Annotated in this window: 20 protein-coding genes; 4 read left to right on the top strand and 16 right to left on the bottom strand. The window is 72.0% G+C overall.

Annotation, left to right across the window (positions count from 1 at the left end; all coding sequences use genetic code 11):
* Window positions 1–11 precede the first annotated feature (11 nt).
* Window positions 12–479: a hypothetical protein gene (locus ACLQ2T_RS10645; RefSeq protein ID WP_425765817.1), complete on the bottom strand. Its 468-nt coding sequence runs from the start codon at window positions 477–479 to the stop codon at window positions 12–14.
* Entirely contained in the window at window positions 476–1,762 is a 1,287-nt protein-coding gene (gene glyA, locus ACLQ2T_RS10640; RefSeq protein WP_425765816.1) for a serine hydroxymethyltransferase, read from the bottom strand. Before glyA ends, ACLQ2T_RS10645 begins: the two co-directional genes overlap by 4 nt.
* A gap of 35 nt (window positions 1,763–1,797) precedes the next feature.
* Between glyA and ACLQ2T_RS10635 the strand changes: the two genes are divergently transcribed.
* Window positions 1,798–3,255 carry an SDR family oxidoreductase gene (locus ACLQ2T_RS10635; protein ID WP_425765815.1) on the top strand — a complete coding sequence of 486 codons (1,458 nt, stop codon included), beginning with the start codon at window positions 1,798–1,800 and terminating at the stop codon, window positions 3,253–3,255.
* Between the two features lie 18 nt (window positions 3,256–3,273).
* Here ACLQ2T_RS10635 and ACLQ2T_RS10630 read toward each other — a convergent pair whose 3' ends face one another.
* The 4 genes from ACLQ2T_RS10630 to prmC form a co-directional block, all read right to left on the bottom strand.
* Window positions 3,274–5,385, bottom strand: coding sequence for a transglycosylase domain-containing protein (locus tag ACLQ2T_RS10630; RefSeq protein WP_425765814.1), 2,112 nt, complete (start codon window positions 5,383–5,385; stop codon window positions 3,274–3,276).
* Window positions 5,386–5,480: 95 nt separating this feature from the next.
* Window positions 5,481–6,092, bottom strand: coding sequence for a phosphotyrosine protein phosphatase (locus tag ACLQ2T_RS10625; protein WP_425765813.1), 612 nt, complete (start codon window positions 6,090–6,092; stop codon window positions 5,481–5,483).
* Window positions 6,093–6,737 (bottom strand): L-threonylcarbamoyladenylate synthase, encoded by a 645-nt coding sequence (locus tag ACLQ2T_RS10620; RefSeq protein ID WP_327027450.1) that lies wholly within the window; start codon window positions 6,735–6,737, stop codon window positions 6,093–6,095. It lies immediately after the preceding gene.
* Window positions 6,737–7,690: a peptide chain release factor N(5)-glutamine methyltransferase gene (gene prmC, locus ACLQ2T_RS10615; protein ID WP_425765812.1), complete on the bottom strand. Its 954-nt coding sequence runs from the start codon at window positions 7,688–7,690 to the stop codon at window positions 6,737–6,739. The genes ACLQ2T_RS10620 and prmC overlap by 1 nt, the downstream gene beginning before the upstream one ends.
* Window positions 7,691–7,760: 70 nt before the next feature.
* Between prmC and ACLQ2T_RS10610 the strand changes: the two genes are divergently transcribed.
* The gene (locus ACLQ2T_RS10610) at window positions 7,761–9,311 is read left to right on the top strand and encodes a diguanylate cyclase domain-containing protein (protein WP_425765931.1); all 1,551 of its coding nucleotides are present in this window, start codon (window positions 7,761–7,763) and stop codon (window positions 9,309–9,311) included.
* Window positions 9,312–9,317: 6 nt separating this feature from the next.
* On the opposite strand, the gene prfA is transcribed toward ACLQ2T_RS10610, so the two are convergent.
* The 4 genes from prfA to thrB all read right to left on the bottom strand — a co-directional run bounded on the left by prfA (window position 9,318) and on the right by thrB (window position 14,590).
* Window positions 9,318–10,406: a peptide chain release factor 1 gene (gene prfA, locus ACLQ2T_RS10605; protein WP_425765811.1), complete on the bottom strand. Its 1,089-nt coding sequence runs from the start codon at window positions 10,404–10,406 to the stop codon at window positions 9,318–9,320.
* Between the two features lie 94 nt (window positions 10,407–10,500).
* The gene (rpmE, locus tag ACLQ2T_RS10600; RefSeq protein ID WP_425765810.1) at window positions 10,501–10,725 is read right to left on the bottom strand and encodes a 50S ribosomal protein L31; all 225 of its coding nucleotides are present in this window, start codon (window positions 10,723–10,725) and stop codon (window positions 10,501–10,503) included.
* Between the two features lie 457 nt (window positions 10,726–11,182).
* The gene (gene rho, locus ACLQ2T_RS10595) at window positions 11,183–13,351 is read right to left on the bottom strand and encodes a transcription termination factor Rho (protein WP_425765809.1); all 2,169 of its coding nucleotides are present in this window, start codon (window positions 13,349–13,351) and stop codon (window positions 11,183–11,185) included.
* A gap of 294 nt (window positions 13,352–13,645) precedes the next feature.
* A complete protein-coding gene (thrB, locus tag ACLQ2T_RS10590; protein ID WP_425765808.1) occupies window positions 13,646–14,590 on the bottom strand; it encodes a homoserine kinase in 945 nt (314 codons plus the stop codon).
* 128 nt (window positions 14,591–14,718) lie between these two features.
* Between thrB and ACLQ2T_RS10585 the strand changes: the two genes are divergently transcribed.
* Window positions 14,719–15,159, top strand: a complete 441-nt coding sequence (locus ACLQ2T_RS10585) for a hypothetical protein (protein WP_425765807.1) — start codon at window positions 14,719–14,721, stop codon at window positions 15,157–15,159.
* 19 nt (window positions 15,160–15,178) lie between these two features.
* Here ACLQ2T_RS10585 and ACLQ2T_RS10580 read toward each other — a convergent pair whose 3' ends face one another.
* From ACLQ2T_RS10580 to ACLQ2T_RS10570, 3 genes are all read right to left on the bottom strand, one after another.
* On the bottom strand, window positions 15,179–16,435 hold the full coding sequence (locus tag ACLQ2T_RS10580; protein ID WP_425765806.1) for an MFS transporter: 1,257 nt from the start codon (window positions 16,433–16,435) through the stop codon (window positions 15,179–15,181).
* Window positions 16,436–16,521: 86 nt separating this feature from the next.
* Entirely contained in the window at window positions 16,522–19,791 is a 3,270-nt protein-coding gene (locus ACLQ2T_RS10575; RefSeq protein ID WP_425765805.1) for an efflux RND transporter permease subunit, read from the bottom strand.
* A 9-nt stretch (window positions 19,792–19,800) separates the two neighbouring features.
* Window positions 19,801–21,678 (bottom strand): ABC transporter ATP-binding protein, encoded by a 1,878-nt coding sequence (locus ACLQ2T_RS10570; RefSeq protein ID WP_425765804.1) that lies wholly within the window; start codon window positions 21,676–21,678, stop codon window positions 19,801–19,803.
* Between the two features lie 73 nt (window positions 21,679–21,751).
* Here ACLQ2T_RS10570 and ACLQ2T_RS10565 point away from each other — a divergent pair, with 73 nt between their 5' ends.
* The gene (locus ACLQ2T_RS10565) at window positions 21,752–22,321 is read left to right on the top strand and encodes a TetR/AcrR family transcriptional regulator (protein WP_425765803.1); all 570 of its coding nucleotides are present in this window, start codon (window positions 21,752–21,754) and stop codon (window positions 22,319–22,321) included.
* 106 nt (window positions 22,322–22,427) lie between these two features.
* On the opposite strand, the gene thrC is transcribed toward ACLQ2T_RS10565, so the two are convergent.
* The 3 genes from thrC to lysA all read right to left on the bottom strand — a co-directional run bounded on the left by thrC (window position 22,428) and on the right by lysA (window position 26,347).
* Window positions 22,428–23,477 (bottom strand): threonine synthase, encoded by a 1,050-nt coding sequence (gene thrC, locus ACLQ2T_RS10560; RefSeq protein ID WP_425765802.1) that lies wholly within the window; start codon window positions 23,475–23,477, stop codon window positions 22,428–22,430.
* A 174-nt stretch (window positions 23,478–23,651) separates the two neighbouring features.
* Window positions 23,652–24,953, bottom strand: coding sequence for a homoserine dehydrogenase (locus ACLQ2T_RS10555; protein WP_425765930.1), 1,302 nt, complete (start codon window positions 24,951–24,953; stop codon window positions 23,652–23,654).
* Between the two features lie 8 nt (window positions 24,954–24,961).
* The gene (lysA, locus tag ACLQ2T_RS10550; protein ID WP_425765801.1) at window positions 24,962–26,347 is read right to left on the bottom strand and encodes a diaminopimelate decarboxylase; all 1,386 of its coding nucleotides are present in this window, start codon (window positions 26,345–26,347) and stop codon (window positions 24,962–24,964) included.
* Between the last annotated feature and the right edge of the window lies 1 nt (window position 26,348).

Below are 26,348 nucleotides of genomic sequence, written 5' to 3'. Positions count from 1 at the left end.
CACGGAGAGGGTCAGTGACCCGACACCCGGTTCCCGGTGGGTAGCGGTGCCCGCAGGGCCCAACTCACGTGGGCGACGATCCACACCACGACGGTCACGATGATGGCCACACCCATGTCGGGCAGCCCCGGCCAGCCCGCGCTGGCCACCGCTGCCATCACCACCCCGAGGAAGACCATCTTGGTGGCGTAGGTGACCAGGCCCACGGACATGATCAGTTTCGGATTGACCGCGTCCGCCCAGGCCACCGAGAAACTGGAGATCAGATAGCTGACGATGACCAGGCCGATCCCGGCGGCCACCCCGGCCGCACTGGTGGGCCCGCGTACCAGGGCCGCGATCGGCACCCCGACCACGGCCAGGCCGGCACAGGCCAGCAGCGGCAGGCGCAGGTGCGGCAGCCGGGCCCGGATCGCACCGGGCTCCCCCGCCCGAGGTGCGGGCTTGGCCGCCGACTCCGGGGCACCGGGGGCGCTCATCGGGGGTACGCCGGGTAGTCGGCGGCCAACTCGGCCACGTCGGCGGCGATCCGGGTCAGTTCGTCGGCACCGCCCGGGGCGGCGGGATCGGTGCGTACCGCTCGGGCGATCAACTCCGCGACCTGCCGCATCTGTGGTTCGGTCATGCCCTGGGTGGTGACGCTGGGGGTGCCCACCCGGATGCCGGAGGCGACCATCGGCTTACGCGGGTCGTACGGGATGGCGTTCTTGTTCAGGGTGATGGTCGCCGCGTCGCACCGGGCCTCGGCCTCGGCCCCGGTCACCCCGGTCGACTGGAGGTCGATCAGCGCCAGGTGGGTGTCCGTGCCCCCGGAGACCGGGCGCATCCCCTCGGCGGCCAGCCCGTCGGCCAGGGCCTGCGCGTTGGCCACCACCTGGGCGGCGTAGCGGCGGTACTCCGGCTGGGCCGCCTCGCGCAACGCGACCGCCTTGGCCGCGACCGCGTGCATCAGCGGACCGCCCTGGGTGAACGGGAAGACCGCCTTGTCGATCCGCTCCGCCAGGGACTCCCGGCACAGGATCATCCCGCCACGCGGACCCCGCAGCACCTTGTGGGTGGTGGCGCAGACCACGTCGGCGTACGGCACCGGGGAGGGGGCGGCCTGCCCGGCGACCAGCCCGATGAAGTGTGCCGCGTCCACCATCAGGTACGCCCCGACGGAGTCGGCGATCTCCCGGAACAGGGCGAAGTCGATCAGCCGGGGGTACGCGGTGGCGCCACAGATGATCATCTTCGGCCGGTGGGCCAGGGCCAGGTCGCGTACCTCGTCGTAGTCGATCAGCTCGGTGTCCCGCCGGACGGTGTAGCCGACGGTGTCGAACCACTTGCCGGAGAAGTTCACCCGACTGCCGTGGGTCAGGTGCCCGCCGTGCGGCAGCTCCATCGCCAGCACGGTGTCCCCCGGCTGCACCAGGGCGGCGTACGCGGCCAGGTTGGCACTGGCCCCGGAGTGTGGTTGCAGGTTGGCGTGCTCGGCGCCGAACAGGTCCTTGGCCCGGGTGATGCCGATCTCCTCGGCCCGGTCCACCTGGCCGCAGCCGCCGTAGTAGCGCCGCCCCGGGTAGCCCTCGGCGTACTTGTTGGTCAGGGTGGAGCCCAGCGCGGCCAACACCGCCGGTGAGGTGAGGTTCTCACTGGCGATCAGTTGCAGGCCGGTACGCAGCCGGTCGAGCTCACCGAGCACCACCTCCGCGATCTCGGGATCGTCGGTGCTCAACTGCTCGAAGTCCGGCCCCCAGAAGGTGCCTGTCGCGGTCTCCACAGCGAGTGAGTCTATTGGGCCGCAGACTGGAACCCGTGAGATGCCTGGTCACCGGCGCGACGGGGTACATCGGCGGACGTCTGGTGCCCCGTCTTCTGGCCGCCGGACACGACGTACGCTGCCTGGCTCGCCGGGCCGCCCGACTGCGCGACGTGCCCTGGTCCGGGCAGGTCGAGATCGCCGAGGGGGACCTCAGCCGGGCGGAGACCCTGCCCGAGGCCCTGGCCGGCGTCGAGGTGGCGTACTACCTGGTGCACTCCCTCGGGCAGGCCGGCTTCGAGGCCACCGACCGGCAGGCCGCCACGAACTTCGCCACCGCGGCCCGCGCGGCCGGGGTACGCCGGATCGTCTACCTGGGCGGCCCGGAACCGGCCGCGGACGACCCGACCACCTCGCCCCACCTGCGCTCGCGCAGCGAGGTGGGGCGGATCCTGCGGGAGAGCGGGGTGCCGACGGTGGTGCTGCGGGCGGCGGTGATCATCGGCTCCGGTTCGGCCTCCTTCGAGATGCTGCGCTACCTGACCGAGCGGCTGCCGGTGATGGTCACCCCACGCTGGGTGACCAACCGGATCCAACCGATCGCGGTCCGGGACGTGCTGTACTACCTGGTCGGCTGCGCCGACCTACCGGAGGAGGTCGACCGGGGCTTCGACATCGCCGGCCCGGACGTGCTCACCTTCGGCGAGATGATGCAGCGCTACGCCCGGGTCGCCGGGCTGCCCCGCCGACTGCTGCTGCCGGTCCGCCCGCTGACCCCCACCCTCTCCTCGTACTGGGTAGGGCTGGTCACCCCGGTCCCCAACTCGTTGGCCCGGCCCCTGGTGGCCAGTCTGATCCACGAGGCGGTGGCCCACGAGCACGACATCGCCGGGTACCTGCCGGACCCGCCGGGTGGGTTGACCGGTTTCGACGAGGCCGTCGCCCTGGCCCTGGCCAAGGTCCGCGACGCCCAGGTGGAGACCCGCTGGTCGACCGCGGCCGGGTCGAACGCCCCGGCCGAACCCCTGCCCAGCGACCCCGACTGGAGCGGCGGCACCGCCTACACCGACATCCGGGAACGGGCGGTGGAAGCCTCCCCGGAGGCGCTGTGGCGGGTCATCGAGGGGGTCGGCGGCGAGCACGGCTGGTACTCCTTCCCGCTCGCCTGGACGGTGCGCGGCTGGCTGGACAAGCTGGTCGGCGGGGTGGGACTGCGCCGGGGCCGACGCCATCCGCACCAGCTGCGGGTGGGCGAGGCGCTGGACTTCTGGCGGGTGGAGGAGATCGTGCCGGGCGAGATGCTGCGGCTGCGGGCCGAGATGCGCCTGCCCGGCCGGGCCTGGCTGGAGCTGCGGGTGCAGCGCGGTGAGGACGGTGCCGTCCGCTACCGGCAGCGCGCGGTCTTCCTGCCGCACGGCCTGGCCGGGCACGCCTACTGGGCCGCGGTGGCGCCCTTTCACGCCGTCGTCTTCGGCGGCATGGCCCGCAACATCACCGCCCGCGCCGAGGGCTGACCTTCCTGACCGGTCGGCTCAGTTGCCGGTGCGTTCGCCGGTGACCCGCCAGGCGGTCGTCTCGCTGGGCGGCACGAAGTCGCGTACCGGCTGGTCCCGCAGGGCGAAGGCGAGGATCTCCCCCATCGAATCCACCATCGCGCGCTGCACCGCGTGACCCACCGGGTCCTGGGGGTCGTCCGGGTTGGCCGCCATCGCGGCGACCGCCAACTGGGGGGTGAAGGCGACCACCGTCTCCGTGGCGTACCGCTCGGAGCTGCCGGTCTTGCCGCCCACCGGCCGGTCGAGCTGGCCGCGCAGCCGGGTGGCGGTACCGTCGCCGCAGGTGCGGTACATCGACTGGTCGCCGACCGGACAACGGGCCGCGTCCGCCGCCGCGCGGGCCACGTCGACGTCGAGCACCTGCCGACAGTCCGGTTGGCCGGCGGTCACCCGCCGCCCGGTGGCGTCCGTGATCGCGGTGATCGGGGTGGGGGCGCACCAGATCCCCTCCGCCGCCACGGTGGCGTACGCCCCGGCCAGGTCCAGCGGAGTGGTGGCGGCCACCCCGAGGGTGAAGGGCCCCCACTCCCGGGCCCCGTGCCGGGCCAGTTGGGCGTCGTCCCGGGCCCGCAGCACGATGCCGAGCCGCTGGGCCATCTCCACCACCCGGTCGGCGCCGACCCGCTCGGCCAGCCAGGCGAAGTAGGTGTTGACCGACTCCCCGAAGGCGGTCCACATGTCGTGCTCACCGCTCATCGAGGCGCTGGCGTTCTCCGGGCACCAGTAGCCGCCGCAGTTCGTCTCCCCGCTGACCCGGAAGTCGGTGACGATCCGGTCCGGCGCGTCGAACACGGTGTTCAGCGGCAGCCCGGCCTCCAACGCGGCCAGCAGGGTGAAGAGTTTGAAGGTGGAACCGGCCTGGTAGCCGACGATCGTGCCGCCACCGGCGACGAGCTGGTTGACGGTGTTCGGGTGGTTCTTCTGCCCCGCCGGGTTGGCCGCCACGCTGTAGGTCCGGTTCACCGCCATGGCCAGCACCCGCCCGGTGCCCGGCTGCACCACCGCCGTGGGCATCGCGTACCGAGACTGCGCCGAGTAGACCCGACGCACCTGCTCGGTGGCGGACCGTTGCACGGCCGGATCGAGGGAGGTGACGATCGTGAAGCCGCCCCGGCGCAGGGTGCGCTGCCGCTCGTCGACGGTGCTGCCGAAGGCCCGCTGGTCACTCCACCACCGGGTGAACCAGTCGCAGAAGAAACCCCAGTCGTTGTGCCCCTCGGGCACCGCGGTGCAGTCGTTCGGGGTCTCGCTGGGGCGCAGGTTCAACGGCTCGGCCTGCGCCTGTTGTGCCACGTCGGGCGGGACCTGGCCGGACTCGACCAGCCGGTCCAGGACGTACCCTCGGCGGGCGGTCGCGCTGTCCGCGTCACCGTTGATCGGGTCGTCGGTGTGCGGTGAGCGCACCAGCCCGGCCAGCAACGCCGCCTGAGCCAGGGTCAGCTCCGCCGGGGAGGTGGAGAAGTAGCGCCGGCTGGCGGCGGCGACACCGTACGCGCCGGCGCCGAAGTAGGCGATGTTGAGGTACCGGGTCAGGATCTGGTCCTTGGTGAGTTCCCGTTCCAGAGCCAGGGCGTACCGGATCTCCTGGATCTTGCGGGCCGTGCTGACCTCGGTGGCGGCGGCCCGCTGCTCCTCGCTGAGCCGTGGATCGTTGCTCAGCACGTTGCGCACGTACTGCATGGTCAGCGTGGAGGCGCCCTGCCGGGGGGCCCCGTCGCGCCGGTTGACGGTGAAGGCCCGCACGATGCCCCGCAGGTCCACCCCGCTGTGCTCGTGGAACCGGGCGTCCTCGGCGGCGACGATCGCCTGGCGCATCACCGGCGCCACCTCGTCCAACGGCACGTCCACCCGGTCCTCCTGGTAGAAGGAGGTGATCAGGGTGGTGCCGTCGTTGGCGTACAGGTTGGACCGCTGGGCGGTGGGTGGCGTACGCAGGGTGTTGGGCAGCTCCGCGTACGGCGCCGAGAGCGCCGACAGGCCGACGCCGTACACCAGGGCGGCGGGCAGCGCCGCCACCGCCAGCGCCAGGCCGGCCAACGTGCCGGCCAACAGGACGGTGAACACTTTCGGCAGCAACGCCCGGGTCATCAGCTCTCCCCGCAGGAGCCGTCAGGACCCTCCCAGAATGGCGCTAATCACTACTTCTGCCGCCTTTTCCCCCGAATCCGGAGGAGATTCACCGATCAGGGCAGCAGGGTGGCGGCCAGCGGGTGCACGGTCTCCTCGATCTCGTCGGCCACCCGGGTGAAGCACTGGTCCCCACGCCCCCAGGGGTCGTCGAGGTCGTCCGTGGGCAGCAGGGTGGTGCCCTGGCGAGCCGCGTGTGCCGTCTCGACCAGCGCCACCCCCCGGGCGTACACCGCCTCTCCGGTCGCCTCGGCCGCCGGCAACCCGGAGAGGTCCAGGGTGGCCAGCACCCGCCCGAACTCCCCCAGCACGAAGGTGCGCGCCGCGGCGTCGGGACGCAGCGCCACCACGTACTCCTGCTGGTCGGCCGTGGCGGTCAGCACCAGGTCGGCCGCGTCGATGTGCTCGGAGCGCAGCTTGCGGGCGGCGAACCCGGCGGTGCTGCCGCCCCGGGTGATCACCTGCCGGGCGGCCGGCGGGTTCATCTCCTCGCCGGCATGCCAGCCACCCGTGCCGGCGCTGTGACTGTGCAGCAGCTCGTCGGCGCGGGCCGGGTCGACGTCCTGCCGGGCCAGGCGCTGACGTACGGCCAGCACGAGCAGCCGCTCCGCCATCGGGGATCGGCAGATGTTGCCCATGCAGACGTGCAGAACGGTGAAGGGAGGCACCTAAGCCTCCTGACTCTCGCGCAGCTCCGGCACCACTTCCCGCAACCGGTCCAGCCCGATGGCACCTTCCCGGACGAGCACCGGATCGTCACCGGTGAGGTCCACGATCGTGCTGGGCACCGGGTCCACCGCCGGCCCCGCCTCCAGGTACGCCCGCACCGAGTAGGCCAGCTGGTCGCGTGCCTCCTCGGCCGTGAGGGCGGGCGGCTGGCCGCTCTTGTTGGCCGAGGCCACCGCCATCGGACCGGTCTCCCGCAGCACCTCCAGGGCGACCGGGTGCAACGGCATCCGCACCGCCACCACCCCGCTGTCGTCGCCCAGATCCCACCGCAGGCTCGCCGAGTGCTGCACCAGAATCGTCAACGCACCCGGCCAGAACGCCTCCACCAGGTCACGCGCCTCGGTAGGCAGCGAGTAGACCAGGCCGTCGAGGGTGTGCCGGGAGCCGATCAGCACCGGTGGCGGCGTGTGCGGGGCGTCCTTGGCGTCCAGCAGGGCCTTGACCGCGTACGGGGTGAAGGCGTCCGCGCCCACCCCGTAGACCGTGTCGGTCGGCAGGACCACCAACTCGCCGTTACGGACCGCTTCGATGGCCGCAGCGATGCCGCGGTCCCGGTCGGCCAGCGACCGGCAGTCGTAGAGCATCACGAGGAGCCAGTCTGCCACGTGCCGGTCGCGCCGGCCGGTGGGTGGTCCGTTCGGCGGGACGCGGTGGCGAAACGGGGCCGCCCGGTCAGGTCGGGATGGGCGGTGATCGCGGTGTAGCGACCGTCCGCGGCGAGCAGGTCGGGCACCGCCGCGCCGTGGGTGTCGTCGTGCTCCACCCCGAGATGGCCACCCGGGCGCAGCAGGGTCGCCGCCCGGTCGATCACCGGACGGATGACCGACAGGCCGTCCGTCCCACCGAAGACCGCCTCCGCCGGGTCGTGCCCGGCCACCTCCGGGGGTACGGCCACCGCCTGCGGCACGTACGGCGGGTTGCACAGCAGCAGGTCGACCTGGCCGACCAGGGCAGCCAGCAGGTCCGGGTCGGTGGCGTCGGCCACCACCACCTCGATCGGCCGATCCCCGGCCGCGGCCCGGTCCGCCGCGTTGCGCCGCAGCCAGGCCAGTGCGGCCGGCGAACGTTCCACCGCCACCACCCGGGCGGCCGGCACCTCCTGGGCCACCGACAGGGCGATCGCCCCGGATCCGCTGCACAGGTCGACCACCAGGGGCTCCGGACACGTCATGCGGCGGGCCAGGTCGACACCCCAGCCGGCGAGCAGTTCGGTCTCCGGGCGCGGCACGAACACACCGGGTCCGACCGCCAGCTCCAGATGTCGGAATCCGGCCCTGCCGGTGAGGTGTTGCAGAGGCTCGCGGCGCGCCCGGCGGTCCACCAACGCCTGGTAACGGTTTCGTTGCTCGTCGGTGAAATCCTCGGCCAGCGCCAACCGGCCCCGCGACACCCCCAGAACGTGCCCGGCCAGCAGTTCCGCGTCCGTTCGGGCCGATTCCACCCCGGCGGCGAGCAGGTCCCGGGTGGCGGCGGCCACCAGCAGAGACGGGCGGTGCCGTCTCGTTCCTTCGGACGGGTGTTGCGGCTGCGTGGTCACGCCATAATCATGAGTCGTCGCGGTGCACGTGCAAAAGCAGGTGCAGCGGCACACCGACGGGAGGTCGCGGGTGGGCTGGCTCGACCGGGTCGACGACCAGGTTGACGCCCTGAGGAAAGCGCGGGCGCTCCAGGAGGTGAGTCGCTCCACGGAGGCGTACGCGATCCTGGACGGGGTGCTGCGTACCACCCGGGACCCGCACGCCCGGGGCGATGCGCTGGTGCAACGCCTCTCCGCCCTGATCAACCTGGGCCGCACGGCCGAGTACACCCGGGCCATCGAGGAAGCCTCCGCCGCCGTACGCGATCTCGCCGAGCCCTACCTACACGGGCACCTCAACGCCCTGGCCGCGTTGGCCGCGCACCACCAGGGCGCGCTGGACCGCTGCGTGACCCACCTGGTGCGGGCCGCCCGAGCGTTGGGTGCGGTGGACGACCCGGATCGGGACACCGCCTGGGGCTGGCACGACCTGGCCATGGCCTACTCCTACCTGAGCTTCCACGGCTACGCCCTGGGTGCGATCGAACGGGCCCGGCAACTCGGTAACGCCGCCGGCATCCCGGAGGAGACCTTCGCCGCCCCGGGCATCCGGCTACGCAACGCGGTGGCCCTGGACCACACCGGCGACGGCGACGGCTGTCTGCGCGTACTGCGGGACATCGCCACCGACCTGGACCGGTTCATCGCCAACGGCACCGCCGACCGGCTGCGTCCCAGCAGCCTCGCCGCCTACGGTTACGCCGGTGCCCGCCGGGCCGCCCTCGGTGACGTCGTCGAGGCCGTCGGGGGTGCCGACCCGGCCCGGCTGCTCGGGCACGGGGCGGACAGCGCCCGCGCCAGTGACATGCGCCAACTCGGTCAGGTCTGCCTGGCCATCGCCGACGGCCGGCCGATCGAGGCGGTCACCCGGCTGGGCAACGTGCAGGTCAGCGCCGAGACCCTCGGTGCCGCCGAGCCGGCCCGGTTACGCAGCATCGCCCTGGGTCGGGCCGGTGACCACGCGGGGGCGCACCGGGCCGACCGGTTGGCCTTCCGGCTCGCCGCCCAGCGGCACGACCGGCTCCGCGACGTCTACATCGACGGCATCGCCGCCCGCATCGACCACGAGGAGATGCGCCGGGAGGCGGCCCGCTTCGAAGGGGAGGCCCTCACCGACCCGCTGACCGGCCTGCCCAACCGCCGCCGACTGGAGCGCTACATCGCGGCCGTGGTCGCCCGGGGCGAGCGGGTCGTCATCGGCGTCTGCGACCTGGACGGCTTCAAGGCGGTCAACACCCGGCACGGGCACCACTCCGGGGACCTGGTCCTCCAGCGGATCGCCGGGGTGATCAACCGGGTGATGCGGCGGGGTGACTTCGTGGCCCGCTACGGCGGCGACGAGTTCGTGGTCGTGTTGCCGGGTGCCGGGATGACCGAGGCCGCCGACGTGGCCCGCCGCATCGACGCCGCCATCCGCACCGAGGACTGGGAATCGCTGGTGCCCGGCACCCCGGTCGGGGTCAGCATCGGTTTCTCCGAGGTCGGCGCGGGCGGCCCGGGTCAGCGCGACGCCCTCAGTGCCGCCTTCGAGGCGGCCGACCGGGAGATGCTGCGGGCCAAAGGCTGCCCCCGCGGCGCCTGAGGCTGCTCAGCGGCGGGCCAGTTCCGGATCCCCGGCCAGTCGGGCGGCCCGGTCGGCCTCGGTGAGGGCGTCCAACACCCCGTCGAGTTCCCCGGCCAGCGCCAGATCCAGGTTGTACGCCGTGTAGCCGATCCGGTGATCGGTGATCCGGTTCTGCGGGAAGTTGTAGGTGCGGATGCGCTCCGACCGGTCGACCGTACGCACCTGGGCCTTGCGGGCGTCCGAGGCGGCCGCGTCGGCCTGCTCCTGGGCTGCGGCCAGCAGCCGGGCCCGCAGGATCCGCATCGCCTGCTCCCGGTTCTGCAACTGGGACTTCTCGTTCTGGCACGAGACCACGATGCCGGTGGGCAGGTGGGTGATGCGTACCGCCGAGTCGGTGGTGTTCACCGACTGGCCGCCCGGCCCGGAGGAGCGGAACACGTCGATGCGCAGCTCGTTGGGGTCGATGGTGACATCGACCTCCTCGGCCTCGGGCAGCACCAGTACCCCGGCGGCGCTGGTGTGGATGCGGCCCTGCGACTCGGTGACCGGGACCCGCTGCACCCGGTGGACCCCGCCCTCCCACTTGAGTCGGGACCACACGCCGTTGCCCCCTTCGGGGACACCCTTGGTCTTGATCGCCAGCGAGACGTCCTTGACCCCGCCGAGGTCGGAGTCCTGGGCGTCGATCACCTCGGTGAGCCAGCCATGTCGCTCGGCGTACCGGGTGTACATCCGCAGCAGGTCCCCGGCGAACAGGGCCGACTCCTCGCCGCCCTCACCGGCCTTGATCTCGACGATGACGTCCTTGGCGTCGTGCGGATCGCGCGGGATCAGCAGCTCGGCCAGCCGCTCCTCCAGCGCGGGCAGCTCCGCTGCGAGCGCCTCGGTCTCGGCCGCGAAGGACGGGTCCTCGGCGGCCAGTTCCCGGGCCGCGGCCAGATCCGCCCGGGCCTGTTCCAGCTCGGCGGCGGCCTTGTGCAGCGGGACCAGCTCGGCGTACCGCCGACCGACCCGCCGAGCGGTGCCCTGGTCGGCGTGGATGGCCGGGTCGGCCAGCCGCTTCTCCAGCTCGGCGTACTCGTCGAGGAGCCTGGCCAGACGCTCGCTGCTCATGCTGTGCATCGCTCCTTCGAGGATGGCTGGAGGCGGGAACAGACGGACGACGCCCGCGTCCGGCGAGAACCGGGCGCGGGCGTCGGACCAGGAGCTACTTGGCCTTCTTGGCCTGAACCTTGGCGTACTTCTGCTGGAACTTGGCGACCCGACCAGCGGTGTCCAGGACGCGCTGCTTACCGGTGTAGAACGGGTGGCAGGCGTTGCAGGTCTCGACGTGGATCGAGCCCCCCTTGGCGGTGCTGCGGGTGCTGAAGGTGTTACCGCAGGAGCAGGTGACGGCGGTGGTCACGTACTCCGGGTGGATGTTCTGCTTCATGTCGCCTCGGTCCTCTCGTCGTGGTCGCCGGGTCGCCCTGGCATGCTGTTGCGCGCCGATCATGGGGCGTGAACCGGAACCGGTGGCCGATTGACCAGTCTGCCATGGGCCGCGGCGGGCCCCGAAATCGGGCCACACCGGCTGGTCGCCGGTAGCAACAACGGCCCTTCCGTACGCATTCCCACCGCCCCGCCCAGCATTCCTCCCCTGCCCCCACCCCGCCGGCTCGGCTGGTCGCCGCGCCGGGACGGCCAGCGGAGATAGCACCCCCTGTGCGCCCTTTGCTCTGCTTCAACCGGCGCATCGGTTTCGGGCGGTTTCCGTTGCGTCGGTTGAAGCAGAGCAAAGGGGCCACAACCCAGAGGGGGTACGGGCGGAGCTTCGTGACGGGGGCGGCCATGCGAAGGGGGCGTGGCCGATCGGCCACGCCCCCTTCGTCGATCTTCCTCGGCGGAGGTTACTCCCCCGGGGTCGACTTGGCGATCTGCATCAGGAACTCGATGTTGGTCCGGGACTGCTTGAGCCGGTCCAGCAGGAGGTCCAGCGATGCCTGCGAGTCCAGCGAGTGCAGCACCTTGCGGAGCTTGTGGATGATGGCCAGCTCCTCCGGCGCGAGGAGGATCTCCTCCTTGCGGGTACCGGAGGCGCTGACGTCCACGGCCGGGAAGGTCCGCTTGTCGGCGATCTTCCGGTCCAGCTTCAGCTCCGCGTTACCGGTGCCCTTGAACTCCTCGAAGATGACCGTGTCCGCCATCGAGCCGGTCTCCACCAGCGCGGTGGCGAGGATGGTCAGGGAGCCGCCGTTCTCGATGTTGCGGGCCGCGCCGAGGAACCGCTTCGGCGGGTACAGCGCGGTGGAGTCGATACCACCGGACATGATCCGGCCGCTGGCCGGCGCCGCCAGGTTGTACGACCGACCGAGCCGGGTCACCGAGTCGAGCAGTACGACCACGTCGTGGCCCAGCTCGACCAGGCGCTTGGCCCGCTCGATCGCCAGCTCGGCGACCGTGGTGTGGTCCTGCGGCGGACGGTCGAACGTGGCCGCGATGACCTCGCCCTTGACCGAGCGCTGCATGTCGGTGACCTCTTCAGGCCGCTCGTCGACCAGCACCACCATCAGGTGGCACTCCGGGTTGTTGTGCGTGATCGCGTTGGCGATCGCCTGGAGCACCATGGTCTTACCGGCCTTCGGCGGCGAGACGATCAGCGCCCGCTGCCCCTTGCCGATCGGCATGACCAGGTCGATCACCCGGGTGGTGAGGATGTGCGGCTCGGTCTCCAGCCGCAGTCGCTCCTGCGGGTAGAGCGGCGTGAGCTTGTAGAACTCCGGCCGCCGCTTGGCCTCGTCCGGCTCCATCCCGTTGATGGTGTCCAGCCGGACCAGGGGGTTGTACTTGTCGCGACGCTGCTCGCCGTCCCGGGCCGCCGCCCGCACCGCACCGGTGATCGCGTCACCCCGGCGCAGGCCGTACTTCTTGATCTGGGACATCGACACGTACACGTCGTTCGCGCCGGCCAGATAGCCGGTGGTCCGGACGAAGGCGTAGTTGTCGAGCACGTCGACGATGCCGGCCACCGGCACGAGCACGTCGTCCTCGCCGACCTGCGGCTCACGGCCGCCCTCGCGGCCGCCATCACGGCCGCCCTCGCCGCCGGACTCGCCACGCTCGTTACGGCCGCGCCGACGGTCCCGGAAGCGGCTACGCCGGCTGCGCCGGCCTCCGTTCTCGTCGTCATCGTCGTTGTTGGTGTCCCGCTCGGCACGCTGTCCGCGGTCCCCGCGGTCCCCGCGCTCGCCACGGTCAGCACGGTCACCCCGCTCACCGCGCTCGGTGCGGTCACCCCGCTCGCTGCGGTCGGCGGCACGCTCGCCCCGCTCGGCGCGGTCGCCCCGCTCGGTGCGCTCAGCACGATCGCCCCGCTCGGTGCGGTCACCCCGCTCGGTCCGCTCGGCACGATCAGCCCGCTCGGCGGTGCGCTCGGTGCGCTCGCCCCGCTCGGCGGCACGCTCGGTCCGCTCAGCGCCGCGCTCGGCACGCTCGGTCCGCTCGGCGGTCCGCTCCGCAGCCCGCTCGGCAGGACGCTCAGCGGTCCGCTCCGCAGCCCGCTCGGCACGCTCGGCAGGACGCTCAGCGGTCCGCTCCGCGGCACGCTCGGTACGGCTCGACCGGCCCTCGGTCCGCTCGCCGGCCTCGGCTGCGGGCTCCTCGACGCGCGGCTCCGCCGCGGCGGTGGCCCGGCTGCGCCGGGTCCGGGTCCGGCCCTCGGTCTCGACGCTCGCCGCCGGTTGCTCGGCGGCAGGGCGACCGGACTCCGGCCGCTCAGCGCTCTCGCGTACCTCGGCGTGGACCTCTTCGCGGGCCGGAGCGGCCGCCGCCGCTACCTCGGCCCGTGGTCGAGGGGCGCCCGCGGCGCTGCCCTGCCGCTCGGTGATCGCGCTGATCAACTCGCCCTTGCGCATGCGAGCCGTCCCCGAGATGCCGAGCGACGCAGCCAGGCTCTGAAGCTCCGGCAGCAGCATCGCCGACAAGCCGGTGCCGCTACGCCGGCGGCGGGCAGGAGCAGCGGTGGTGGCATCGCCAGCGACGTTGGAAACATCCGACGTCACGTCGGTGGTGTCGCTCAATGGATTCCTTCCCTCGATAGGCCGGGACTGCCCGGAATCGACTACAGGTGGCCGGGCGGCCTCGGTGCACCCGCCTCGCATGACGCTTCGCGGGAGTCTGTGACACAGCAGCCGGTCGGTCGCCCGACCCACCCAGGAAAGCTGTGGGCGGCGTTTCGCCGTCTGCGGCGACCAGTGAAGACTGCGGTGCGGCGTGGCCTAGGCAGGGGTGACGGGCTTACCGCCGAAAGCTTCGGGGGGCGCCGACCCGCAGGAGATCGCATGCTTCGCGGCTGTGCTAAGTCTAGAGCGTAATCAACTCTTGCGACCTGCGGCAACAGGGTCCCGCTCCGCGTGTCCGAGTCTACCTTGCCCGACCTGGGCGCCGCGTACGTCCACCGGCAACCGCAGAATCCGCCAATCTGTTCCCGCCTCGAACCCTTCGGGCAGGTCAGACAGGGCGAGGGCGGTCGGACCCGCCCCACTGACCACGGCCGGCACACCGGCCGCACGCAACGCTTCAACCACGGCGGCCGTACCCGGCATCGAGGATGCCCGGTAGCCCTGGTGCAGTCGGTCGACCGTGGCCGGCAGCAGCAGATCCGGCCGGGTGGTCAACGCGTGCACCAGCAGCGCCGCCCGACCGGCGTTGAGCGCGGCGTCGCCGTGCGGCACGGTCGGTGGCAGAGCCGCCCGGGCGGAGGCGGTCAGGCCATGCTCGGTGGGCACCAGCACCGTGGGGCGTACGCCGTCGGCCACCGGCAACGACACGGCCCGTGCGCCGGAGGGCTCCGTCCAGGCCAGGGTGAACCCGCCGAGCAGGCAGGGCGCCACGTTGTCGGGATGGCCCTCGATCCGGGCGGCCAACCGCAGCGCGGCGTCGTCGTCGAGTCGCTGGGTCCCGTCGGTCACCAGGGCCCGAGCCAGCAGCACCCCGGCGACGATGGCGGCGGAGGAGGAGCCGAGCCCGCGAGCCTGCGGGATCCGGTTCACGCACTCCACCGACAGTCCCCTCGGCTGCCCACCGAGTTCGTCGAAGGCCGCCCGCATCGCGCGCACCACCAGGTGACCGTCGTCCAGCGGCAGGTCACCGGCGCCCTCACCGACCACGGAGACGGTCACGCCGCTCGTGGTCACCTCGGCGGCCACGTCGTCGTAGAGCGCCAGGGCCAGGCCCAGGGCGTCGAAGCCGGGCCCCAGGTTCGCGCTGGTGGCGGGGACCCGGACCCGGAAAGGGCCGGCGGCGAAGGTGGTCGGCACGCCGCCCATGCTAGGGGTTCACCGGTCGGGTCCGGGGCACCGCCCGTCCCCTGAGACGCAACTCGCGCCCGAGCGCGCTTGCTCACAGGCTCTAGCCTGACCGCACCAATGCCCTCAGGGAGACTTGCATGAACGTGTCCGGCTACGTGCTGTTGCAGGCGGCCCAGGAGCTACCGACGTTGGTGGTGCTGATCGTGGGAGCTGTGTTGGCGCGCCGATTGCCGGAGACAGCCCGCCGCCTGCTGTTGGCCGGAGTCGGTGTCCTGCTGGTCCTCACGGTGGCCACCACTGTGTGGTTCACCGCCCTGCCCTGGTTGGCCTCGGAGAACGTCAGCGGGTGGGTCGCCCTGTCCACGATCTTCTCGGTGATCAGGGCGTTGGTCGCGCCGGTCGGGTTCGGACTGCTGATCGCGGCCGCGTTCGCCGCCCGCCGCGGCGGACCGGCAGCTGGCGCGGCCGTCCCGAACGCCCCCGCTGCCTGGGGTTCGCCGCCGCCCGAGGCGCACTGGCCCGCTGCCGAGACGCAGTGGTCTCCCACCGGCCAGTCGCCTCCCACCGGCTCCCGCTAGCGGGAGCCGGGCCGCTCAGCTACCGAGTGCCGGTCTCGGCGACGGTCGGCGCCGGGGCGGCCAGCGAGAGCCGTCGGGTGGCCACCCGCCAGCCGATCGCGTACACCACTGTGACCAGGCCACAGCCGGCCAGCACGAAGCGCTCGTCCACCACGTCCACCACGCTGGCCACCACCAGTTGGCTGACCGAGATGGCCAGGGTGGCCAGCATCATGTCGGTGGCGAAGACCCGGCCCCGCAACCGGTCCGGCACCTCACCCTGCAACGCGAAGTTGGACATCACCCAGTTGCTGCCACCGGCGAAGTGCGCCACGAAGACCAGGACCAGCACCAACGGGAACCAGGACACCATGGAGGTGCCCAGGTAGGCCAGCCCGTACGCCGACATGGACAGTGCCAGCCCCGGCAGCAGCCAGGCGCGGTTGGTCAGCACCCGGCGCATCAGGATCGGGCCGATCAGGGCGCCCGCGCCGCGTACCGCGAACAGCAGGCCGGTGCCGATCGGGCCGACCCCGTACAGCCCGGCCAGCAGCGGGAAGACCGTCAGGACGCCGTTGCCCAGCCCCACCGCCGACTTGACCGTGACCAGGGCCAGCACCCGTGGGCGGTGTCCGATGTAGCCCAACGCCTCGCGGATCGCCGTCCAGGTCTGCGGTACCGGCGTGTCCTTGTCCCGGGGGGCCTGCAAGGGCCGGCGGATGCGCCCCGCCAGGCCGGCGGCGACCACCAGCGCGACCGCGGCCACCCAGAAGCAGACGTACGGGCCGGTGGCGGCGGTGAGCACCCCGCCGAGTGACGCCCCGACGATGGTCATGGTGCCCCAGGCCGACCCGGCCACCGCGTTGCCCGCGGCCAACTCCTCGGGTTCGAGCACATTGGGCAGGGCGGCCTGCGCGGCCGGGGAGTAGAAGGCCTTGGCCACCGCGACCACCCCGATGCCCAGCATCGCCAGCCACGCCGTACCGGCGCTGCGTACCCCGAGCAGGAGCAGCACCCCGACGAGCGCGGCCAGGTTGGCCATGATCATGATCTTGCGGCGGTCGAACCGGTCGGCGATGGCCCCGGCGTACGGCAGCAGCAACGCCAGGATGCCGGTGTCCACGGCGAGCACCAGGGCGCCCCACACCCCGCTACCGGTCAGCTTCGGCAGCAGGACCAGCAACGGCACCATCACGAACCAGTCGGCACCGAAGACCACCAACTCGGCCATGAACAGATTCCGGAAGTTCCGGTTGCGGGTGAGGACCGACACGGTGGAGACCACGAGGCGGACCATACCTGCCCGGCGTCGCGATCCGAGTCACGGCACAGCGGACGCTTCAGGCCCCCGGCGGCCGACCGGGAGCCTGGGCGTCGGCGTGGTTACTCCGCCGGCGGGAAGGGTGAGTTGCGGCTCCTGGGCAGCCGAAGCACCTCGAACTGGTCGGTGCCCTCCAGCAACGCCCCGGAGGGTGCCGCCGGCACCGGCCGGCTCTGCGCCGGCTGCTTGTCGGCAGCCTCGGCTTCGATCGAAGCTGAGGCGTCCTCGCCGGTGGGCTGGGTGGCCTCGGCGTCCGACCCGGACCGCCCCGCCGCGGAGTCGCCCGAGCGCCGGTTGCGCAGGGACTGCTTGGTGTCCTCCACCATGGCGTACAGGGTGGGCACCAGGACCAGGGTGAGCAGGGTGGAGCTGAGCAGCCCGCCGATCACCACGATCGCCAGCGGCCGGGAGATGAAGCCGCCCTCCCCGGTGAGCCCGAACGCCATCGGGGTCAACGCGAAGATGGTGGCGATCGCGGTCATCAGGATCGGGCGCAGCCGATGCCGACCACCCTCGACCACCGCCTCCCGTACCCCCAGCCCCTGCGACCGGTACTGGTTGACCAGGTCCAGCAGCACGATCGCGTTGGTCACCACGATGCCGACGAGCATGAGTACGCCGATCAGCGCCGGCACGCTCAGCGCGGTCCCGGTGGCCAGCAGCAGGGCAACCGCCCCGGTGGCCGCGAACGGGATGGAGACCAGCAGGATCAGCGCCTGCACCACGCTCCGGAAGGTGGCCATCATGATCAGGAACACGATCGCGATCGCGGCCAGCACGGCCAGGCCCAGGTCGGCGAAGGTCTCCCGCTGCTCGGCACTGACCCCGCCCAGGGTCAGGGTGGCCCCCGGCACCTCGATCGCGTCCAGCCGCCGCTGCAACTCGCTGCTGATCGCGCCGAGGTCCGAGCCGGTCACCGTACCGGTCACCGAGACGCTGCGCTCACCGTCGATCCGGCGTACCTGCTGGGGTCCTTCGGTCTGGGTGACCTCGGCGATGTCGCCCAGCTTGACCGCCCCGACCGACAGGGCCTTGAGTTCCTCCACCGTCAGCGGCGGCTTGGCCGACAGCCGCAGCACCAGGTCCCGACTACCGCCGTCCAGGCTGATCTGACCCACCGGGGTACCCCGGAAGGACTGGGCCACCAGTTGACCGACCGCCGCCTCGGTGAGCCCGGCCCGGCTGGCCGCGACCCGGTCGACGGTCACATCCACCCGGGGTACCTGCTGGGCGAGGGTGGTCGAGACGTCCTCGACACCGGAGATGCCGGCCAGTGCCGCCCGGGCCTGCTCGGCGGCGGTCGCCAGGGTCTGCTGGTCGGCGGCGGTCACGATGACCGCCAGTTCGTTGGCGGAGGCACCACCCTGACCGGCCGGGAAGGTGATCTCACCGGCCGTCGTGCCCAGGGCGGCGAATCGCTCCCGCAGGATGCCGCGCATGGCCTTGGCGTCGGTCTCCCCGTCCAGCCGCAGGGCGTAGCTGGCCACGTTGTTGCCGGCGCTGCCGGTCCACGGGCTGTCCCCGCCACCGGCGGTCACCTGGTACGACTCCACACCCGGGGTGTCCGCCAGCACCGCCTCGACCCGACGTGCCGCCGCGTCGGTGCCGGCCAGCCCGGTGCCCACCGGCAGCTCCTGCCGGATGTTCAGGGTGTCCTGACCGGAGTCGTCGAGGAAGTTGCTCTCCAGTTGCCGGGCCAGGCCGAAGGTGCCGAACAGCACGAGCACTCCCACGGCCAACGTGGCCCAGCGGTAGGCCCGTCGTCCGGTGGCGAACCGGATCACCGGCAGGTACGCCCGCTGCAACGGGCTGCGCAGCTCACGCTGCTCGGCGGCCTGGCGCAGCGCCGCACCGTCGGCCCCGGTCACCGGCTTGAGGAACCAGTACGCCAGCACCGGGATCACCGTCAGCGACACCAGCAGCGAGGCCAGCAACGCCACGGTGACGGTGATCGCGAAGGGCGCGAACAGCTGCCCGACGAAGCCGCCGACCAGCGCGATCGGGGCGAAGACGGCGACCGTGGTGAGGGTGGAGGCGGTGACCGCCCCGGCCACCTCGCGTACGGCGGTGAGGATCGCCTCCCGCTTCGGCTCGCCGTAGGTCAGGTGTCGCTTGATGTTCTCCAGCACCACGATCGAGTCGTCCACCACCCGCCCGACCGCCACCGTCAGCGCGCCGAGGGTGAGCAGGTTGAGCGAGTAGTCGCCGAGCCAGAGGGCCAGCAGGGCGACCACCACCGACAGCGGGATGGAGACCGCGGTGACCACTGTGGACCGTACCGACAGCAGGAACACCAGGATGACCACCACGGCCATGATCAGACCCAGCAGGCCCTCGGTGCTCAGGGTCTTGATCGACTTCTCCACGAACGGCGCCTGGTCCAGCACCACGGTCAGCTCGGCCCCGGTCGCGGCCCGCAGGTCGTCGAGCCGGTCGCCGACCGCGTGCGAGATCTCCACGGCGTTGCCGTCCGGGTCGGCGGTGACCGTGATGCCCAGGCTCTCCCGACCGTTGGTACGGGTGATCGCGGTGGCCGGGGTCAGCTGCTCCTCCACCGTGGCGACATCACCCAGCCGTACCGCAGGGGTCTTCTTGACCGGCGGGGCGACGATCACCTCCCGCAGTTCCTCCAGGGTGGTCAGCGGAGCCCCGACCTGCACCGGCAGGCTGCGCTCGCCGTCCAGCACCACCCCGGCCGGTACGGCCACCCCGTTGGCCTTCAGGGCGGTCGTGATCGCGTTCGGCTGCACCTTGGCCTTGGCCAGCTTCGCGGGATCCGGGGTGATCACCACCAGTTCCTCACGGACCCCGGTCAGCTCGACGCCCCGTACCCCCTCGATCGCCGCCAACTCGGGCACCACGACCTCGCGCAGCTTCGCCGCCAACTCCCGCTCGTCGCCACCGCCGGAGGCGGCCAGCACCACCGCCGGCAGGTCGTCCGTGCTGCCCGCGAAGACCTGCGGCTCGACCCCGTCGGGCAGCCGGGTGCGGTTCAGCGCGGTCTGCATCTTGCTGACCACGTCGTCCAGGTCGGTACCGAACTCGTACTGGACGGTGACGGTGGTCAGACCCTCACGGGAGGTGGAGGTGACGGTGTCCAACGCGGGGATGCCCCGCAGGCTGTTCTCGATCGGCTCGGTGACCTGGGACTCGACGACCTCGGGCGCGGCGCCGGGGTACGAGGCGACGATGAAGGCGGCGGGAAACTCCAGCGAGGGCAGGAGTTGCTGCTTCAGCGACGGCACGGCGTACGCACCGAACGCCGTGGTCACCACCGCGATGAGGGCTACCAGCCCTCGGTTGGCGAGGCTGAATCTGGCGAGCAGCGACATCGGCGTGACTCACTCCTGGGGGAGACGGTCGTGGGGCACGAGCAGTGTGCCCGACCCGTTCCCTTCGTCAGCTTCCGGGGCGGTCATGACCGGTTCCGCCACGGCGCCGATCCGCAGCGCCGCCACCAGGTCCCGATAGAGCTCGTCGGTACGCAGCAAAGTGGCGTGGTCGCCGACGGCCCGGATCCGGCCACCCTCCAGCACCACGATCTGGTCGGCATCGAGCACGGTGGAGAGCCGGTGGGCGATCGTCACCACGGCACCCTGCTGGGCCCGCTGCCGCACGCACCGACTCACCACCGCCTCGGTCAGGCCGTCGACCTGCGAGGTGGCCTCGTCCAACAGCAGCACATCCGGCGTACGCAGCACCGCCCGCGCCAACGCGATGCGCTGCCGTTCACCCCCGGAGACGGTGGTGGCCGCCAACGGCGTGTCCAATCCGAGTTCCAGGGCGGCCACCTTCTCGTGCAGGTCGACCGCCCGCAGCGCGGCCCACAGTTCGTCGTCACCGGCGTCCGGATGGGTGAAGCGCAGGTTGTCGCCGATCGTGCCGGGCACCACCGGCGCCTCCTGCTCCACGTAGGCCAGTCGGCCCCGGATCTGCGCCGGGGTGTGCTCGCCGTACCGGCGGCCGTCCAGCAGCAGTTCACCGTGCTCCGGTTCGAGGAAGCGCAGCAGCAGGGAGAACAGGGTGGTCTTGCCGGCCCCGGAGGGTCCCACCAGGGCGGTGTGACCGACCCGGGGGATCTCCAGGTCGATGTCCCGCACGGCGGGTGGGGCTCCGGGGGCGTACCGGGCGGTGACCCCGCGCAGGGCCAGCACCGGCCCGGCGGTACGACCGACAGGGGTACCCCCGTCCTCCGGTCGGCCTGCCTCGCCCGGCGTGGTGCCGGGCTCCGCCGCCAGGGCCTCGATCTCGCGCAGCCGGCCGGCCGCCGCGATGCCGGCCTGCATGGCGGTCAGGTTCTGGGTCAGGTCGCCGATCGGCCCCATCAGCCCGAAGGCGTAGAGCAGGAAGGCGATGAGGGTGGAGACCTCGATCAGGCCGCGTTCGGCCCGCGCGGCCCCGACCCCGAGGATGACGATGACGGCGAGTTGGATGCCGGTCCAGGAGATGGTCCAGACCAGGGCGCTACGCCGGGCGGCGTGCAGCCCGTGCCGGGCGGCCTCGCGGGCGTGGGTGGTGAGGGCCTCGGTCTGCCGCTGCTCGGCCCGGCTGGCCTTGACCGTGCGAACCGCCCGCAGGGAGCCTTCCAGGACGCCACCCAGCCGTCCCACCGACTCCTGGGCGGCCTCCTGGGCCCGGCCGATGGTGGGCAGCAGCAGCCCCATCAGCACCGCCACCACGAGCACCGCGACCATGGTGGCGCCGAGCAGCACCAGATCCAGGGTGCCCATCAGCACCAGGGTCCCGATCAGGGCCAGGGCACCGTTGGTCAGTCCGACCAGGCTGCCGGACGCCTGGTGCAGCAGCGCCGGGTCGGAGGTGGCCCGGGTGACCAGTTCACCACTGGGGCGGCGGGTCAACTGGTCGATCCGGGCGGCCAGGTAGCGGCGGATCACCCCGGTGCGGGCGTCGAGCACCACCGCTTCGGCGATCCGGCCCATCAGAATCCACTGCCACAGCGAGATGACCGCACCGACCAGCACGAGCATCAGCAGCACGGTGACCGGTCGGGCCAGGGGCTCACCGGCACCTAGGGTGTCCAGCACCCACTTGGTCACCAGCGGGGCGGCCAGCCCGGCGGCGTTGGCGAACAGGCCGAGCACCAGCCCGACCAGCATGGCCGGCCAGTGCGGCCGGAGGTAGGCCAGCAGCAGCCCGGTGCGGGCCCGCTGGGTGGGCGGCTGCGGTTCGGTCCGAGTGGGTAAGACGGTCGAAGTCACCCCGCAAGGGAACATCACTGTTCCATTGCGGGCAAGCACAATTCCGAATTTGTACGTTGGTAGCCTCTTCGACGTGGCGAGCAGGGATGAGAGCGGCAGCCGGGCGCGGACCCGCCAGGCGATCCTGCAAGCCGCGATCGAGGTGCTCAGCCGCAATCAGACCGCCAGCCTGGGTGAGATCGCCACCGCCGCCCAGGTCGGCCGGACCACCCTGCACCGGTATTTCGCCGAACGGTCCGACCTGCTGGCCGCCGTGGCCGCCGAAGGCGCGACCCGGCTGAACGAGGCCACCACCCGCGCCCGCCTTGCCGAGGGCACCGGCGCCGAGGCCCTGCTGCGGCTCTGCGCGGAGTACTTCGACCTGGGCGACCTGCTCTCGCTGGTCTTCTCCGAGCCCGCGCTGGTCAACGACCCCGCCTGGAGCACCGAGGTCTGCGACGACGACTTCCACGCCATGGTCGCCCGGGGTCACGCCGACGGCAGCATCGACCCGGCACTACCCGCGACGTGGTTGCAGTCGGTCCTCTGGTCCCAGCTCTACGCCGGCTGGAGCTACCTGACCGAACACGAGGTCTCCCGCCACGAAGCCCTGACCCTGGTCCTCCGCACCCTCACCAACGCAGTGAAACCCCACCCTGCTTGAAGTTGATCAAGAGGTTTGCGTCAGGTATGACGCCGACCAAGACGCAAACTTCTTGATCAACGCGGAGGTCGGGCGGGGGCGGGCGGCCAGAGGGCGGGGTGGGGGGTTAGGCCAGGTCCAGGGAGCGGGCGGCGGCCAGGGGGTCGTTGGCGATGGTGACCGGGGAGGGGGCGGTGGAGATGGCCCACTCCGGGTCCTTCAGGCCGTGACCGGTGACCGTGCAGACCACCGTGGAACCGGCCGGCACCCGACCGGCGGCGGCCTGCTGGAGCAGACCCGCCACGCTCGCCGCGCTGCCCAGCTCGACGAAAACCCCGACCTCCCGAGCCAGCAGCCGGTACGCGGCCAGGATGTCCCGGTCGGTGACCGCGTCGATCAGACCCCCGGAGGCGTCCCGGGCGTCCAGGGCCTTCGTCCAGCTCGCCGGGTTGCCGATCCGGATGGCGGTGGCGATGGTCGAGGGCTCCGGCACCACCTGCCCGGTGACGATCGGCGCGGCCCCGGCGGCCTGGAAGCCGTACATCCGGGGGGTGCGGGTGGCGTTGCCGGCCGCCAGGTCCTCGGTGTAGCCCATCCAGTACGCGGAGATGTTGCCGGCGTTGCCGACCGGCAGGCAGTGGATGTCCGGGGCGTCGCCGAGGGCCTCGACGATCTCGAAGGCCGCCGTCTTCTGGCCGTGCAGTCGGTCGATGTTGACCGAGTTGACCAGCGCCACCGGGTAGTCCTGGGCGAGCTTGGCGGCCAGTGCCAGGCAGTCGTCGAAGTTGCCGGTGACCTGGAGCAGCTTCGCGCCGTGCACCAGCGCCTGAGCCAGCTTGCCCAACGCGATCTTGCCCTGGGGCACCAGCACCGCGCAGGTCACCCCGGCGCGGGCGGCGTACGCGGCGGCGGAGGCGCTGGTGTTGCCGGTGGAGGCGCAGATGATGGCCTTGTTGCCGGCCTCGACCGCCTTGGAGACGGCCATCGTCATGCCGCGGTCCTTGAAGGAGCCGGTCGGGTTGGCCCCCTCGACCTTGAGGTAGACGTCACAGCCGAGCCGGGCGGAGAGCACCGGGGCGGGCAGCAACGGGGTGTTCCCCTCGTGCAGGGTGACGACCGGCGTGGCGTCGGTGACCGGCAGTCGGTCCCGGTAGGCGTCGATCAGGCCCCGCCACATGTCGTTCTCCTCAGTCTCAGGTCTGCCCCGTTGGCAATTATCAGCCTCGCGCGACCGCACCGCGCGGAGGCCGGCGCACCCCGCGCCAACCACCTGGCGGGACGGCCCCACCAGTCAACCAGCCGGCCCGACCGCCCTGGCAGCGGCCGTCCCCACCCGTGTCGGTCGAGGGCCTCAGAGACCGCCCTCGACCCGCAGCACGCTGGCCACCGACCGGACGATCTCCAGCCCGCGTAGCTCGTCGACGGTCGCCGCCAGCGCCGCGTCCGACGCCACATGGGTCACGATCACCAGTACGGCGTCGCCGTTGTCGCCACCTGACGGGCCCTGCCGAACGGTGGCGATGGAGACGTGGTGCCGGGCGAACACCCCGGCCACCGCCTCCAGCACACCCGGACGGTCGGCTACGTCCAGGCTGATGTGGTAGCGGGTCAGGGCCTCCCCCATCGGCCGGACCGGCAGGTCGGCGTAGGCGGACTCGCTGGCCGAACGGACCCCGGCCAGCCGGTTGCGGGCCACCGCCACCACGTCACCGAGGACCGCGCTGGCGGTCGGCGCCCCACCGGCTCCCCGCCCGTAGAACATCAGCTGACCGGCCGCGTCGGCCTCCACGAAGACCGCGTTGAAGGCGTCGCCGACGCTGGCCAGGGGGTGGGTCAGCGGGATCATCGCGGGGTGCACCCGGACGTTCACCGACTCCCGGCCCTGCGCGTCCATGCCCCTGGCCGCGATGCAGAGCAGTTTGATGGTGCAGCCCATCGCCTTGGCGCTGGCCACGTCGGCGGAGGTCACCTCGGTGATGCCCTCCCGGTGCACGTCGGCCGCGCCGACCCGGGTGTGGAAGGCCAGGGAGGCGAGGATGGCGGCCTTGGCCGCCGCGTCGAAGCCCTCCACGTCGGCGGTCGGGTCCGCCTCGGCGTACCCCAGCTCGGTCGCCTCCTCCAAGGCCTCGGCGAAGCCGGCGCCGGTGGCGTGCATGGCGGAGAGGATGAAGTTGGTGGTGCCGTTGACGATGCCGGTGACCTGGGTGATCCGGTCCCCGTGCAGCGACTCGCGCAGCGGGCGCAACAGCGGGATCGCCCCGGCCACGGAGGCCTCGTAGTAGAGGTCGCCGCTGCCCTCGACGGCCGCGTCGTGCAGGGCGCCACCGTCCTCGGCGAGCAGGGCCTTGTTGGCGGTGACCACGCTCTTGCCGCGCCGCAGCGCCTCCACCAGCCAAGTGCGCGCCGGTTCGATGCCGCCGACCACCTCGACCACCACGTCGACGTCGTCGCGCTTGATCAGGCCGAGGGCGTCCGTGGTGAACAGCGCCGGGTCCACCGGCAGTTCACCACGGTCACGACCGATCCGGCGTACGGCGATGCCGGCGATCTCCAGCGGGGCACCGATCCGGGCGGCGAGGTCAGCGGACTGCTCGTGCAGCAGCCGGACCACCTCGGCACCGACGGTGCCACAGCCGAGCAGGGCCAGGCGCACAGGTTGTTTCATCCCACATCCAAGGCGAGCAGGTCAGCTTCGGTCTCCCGCCGGACGATCAGCCGGGCCTGGCCATCCCGTACCGCGACCACCGGGGGTCGGGGAACGTGGTTGTAGTTACTGGCCATGCTGCGGCAGTAGGCACCTGTGCCAGGCACCGCGACAAGATCTCCGGGCTGCACGTCCGCGGGCAGGAATTCATCCTTCACCACGATATCCCCGGACTCACAATGCTTTCCCACCACGCGGGCGAGCATGGGCTCGGCGGTGCTGGCCCGACTGGCCAGGGTGGCCGAGTACCAGGCGTCGTAGAGGGCGGTGCGGATGTTGTCGCTCATCCCCCCGTCGACACTGACGTAGGTCCGGATGCCATCGACGTCCTTGACCGTACCCACCTCGTAGAGGGTGAACACGGCCGGGCCGACGATCGCCCTACCCGGCTCGATGGACAGGTGCGGTACGGCCAACTGCTCCGCCGCGCACTCCGAGTCGACGATCTTGCGCAACCGCTTGGCCAGCTCGTGCGGGGTGGCCGGGTCGTCCTGGCTGGTGTACGCGATGCCGAAGCCGCCACCGAGATCCAGCTCTGGCAGCTGCACCCCCCGGGCGTCGCGGATCTGCGCCTGAAGGGCCAGCACCCGACGGGCGGAGACCTCGAAACCGCTGGTGTCGAAGATCTGCGAGCCGATGTGCGAGTGCAGCCCGCGCAGCTCCAGCACGTCGTCGTCGAGGATGCGCAGGGCGGCGGCGATGGCCGCTCCACCGGCGAGGGAGAAGCCGAACTTCTGGTCCTCGTGGGCGGTGGCGATGAACTCGTGGGTGTGTGCCTCGACACCGACGGTGACCCGGATCAGCACCCTGGGCCGGATCTCCCGCTCCCGGGCCAGCGCGTTGAGCCGGTCGATCTCGGCGAACGAGTCGACGATGATCCGGCCCACCCCGGCGTCCAGCGCCCGCCGCAGCTCCGCCTCGGACTTGTTGTTGCCGTGGAAGCCGATCCGCTCCGGTGGCATCCCGGCGGACAGCGCCACGGCCAGTTCACCGCCGCTGCACACGTCGAGGAACAGGCCCTCCTCGGCGATCATCCGGACCACCGCCCGGCAGAGGAAGGCCTTGCCGGCGTAGTAGACGTCCTCGTTCGGGAAGGCGGTCCGGAAGTCCCGGCAGCGCGAGCGCAGGTCGTCCTCGTCGAGCACGTACACCGGGGTGCCGAATTCGGCCGCGAGGTCGCGTACCCGCAGGCCCGCGACGACCAGGTCGCCGTCGGCGCCGCGGGTCGTGTTGCGCGGCCACAGTTGCGGCATCAGGGCGTTGACGTCGGCCGGGGTACGCAGCCAGGCCGGCCCCCGGTTGCCGATGTCGCCGTGCAGGGCACCGGCCTCATGAGCACGCATT

The organism is Micromonospora sp. DT229 (assembly GCF_049844505.1).
Taxonomy (GTDB): domain Bacteria; phylum Actinomycetota; class Actinomycetes; order Mycobacteriales; family Micromonosporaceae; genus Micromonospora.
Note: the sequence above shows the minus strand (reverse complement) of the source record. Positions and strands in the feature narration are given on the sequence as shown.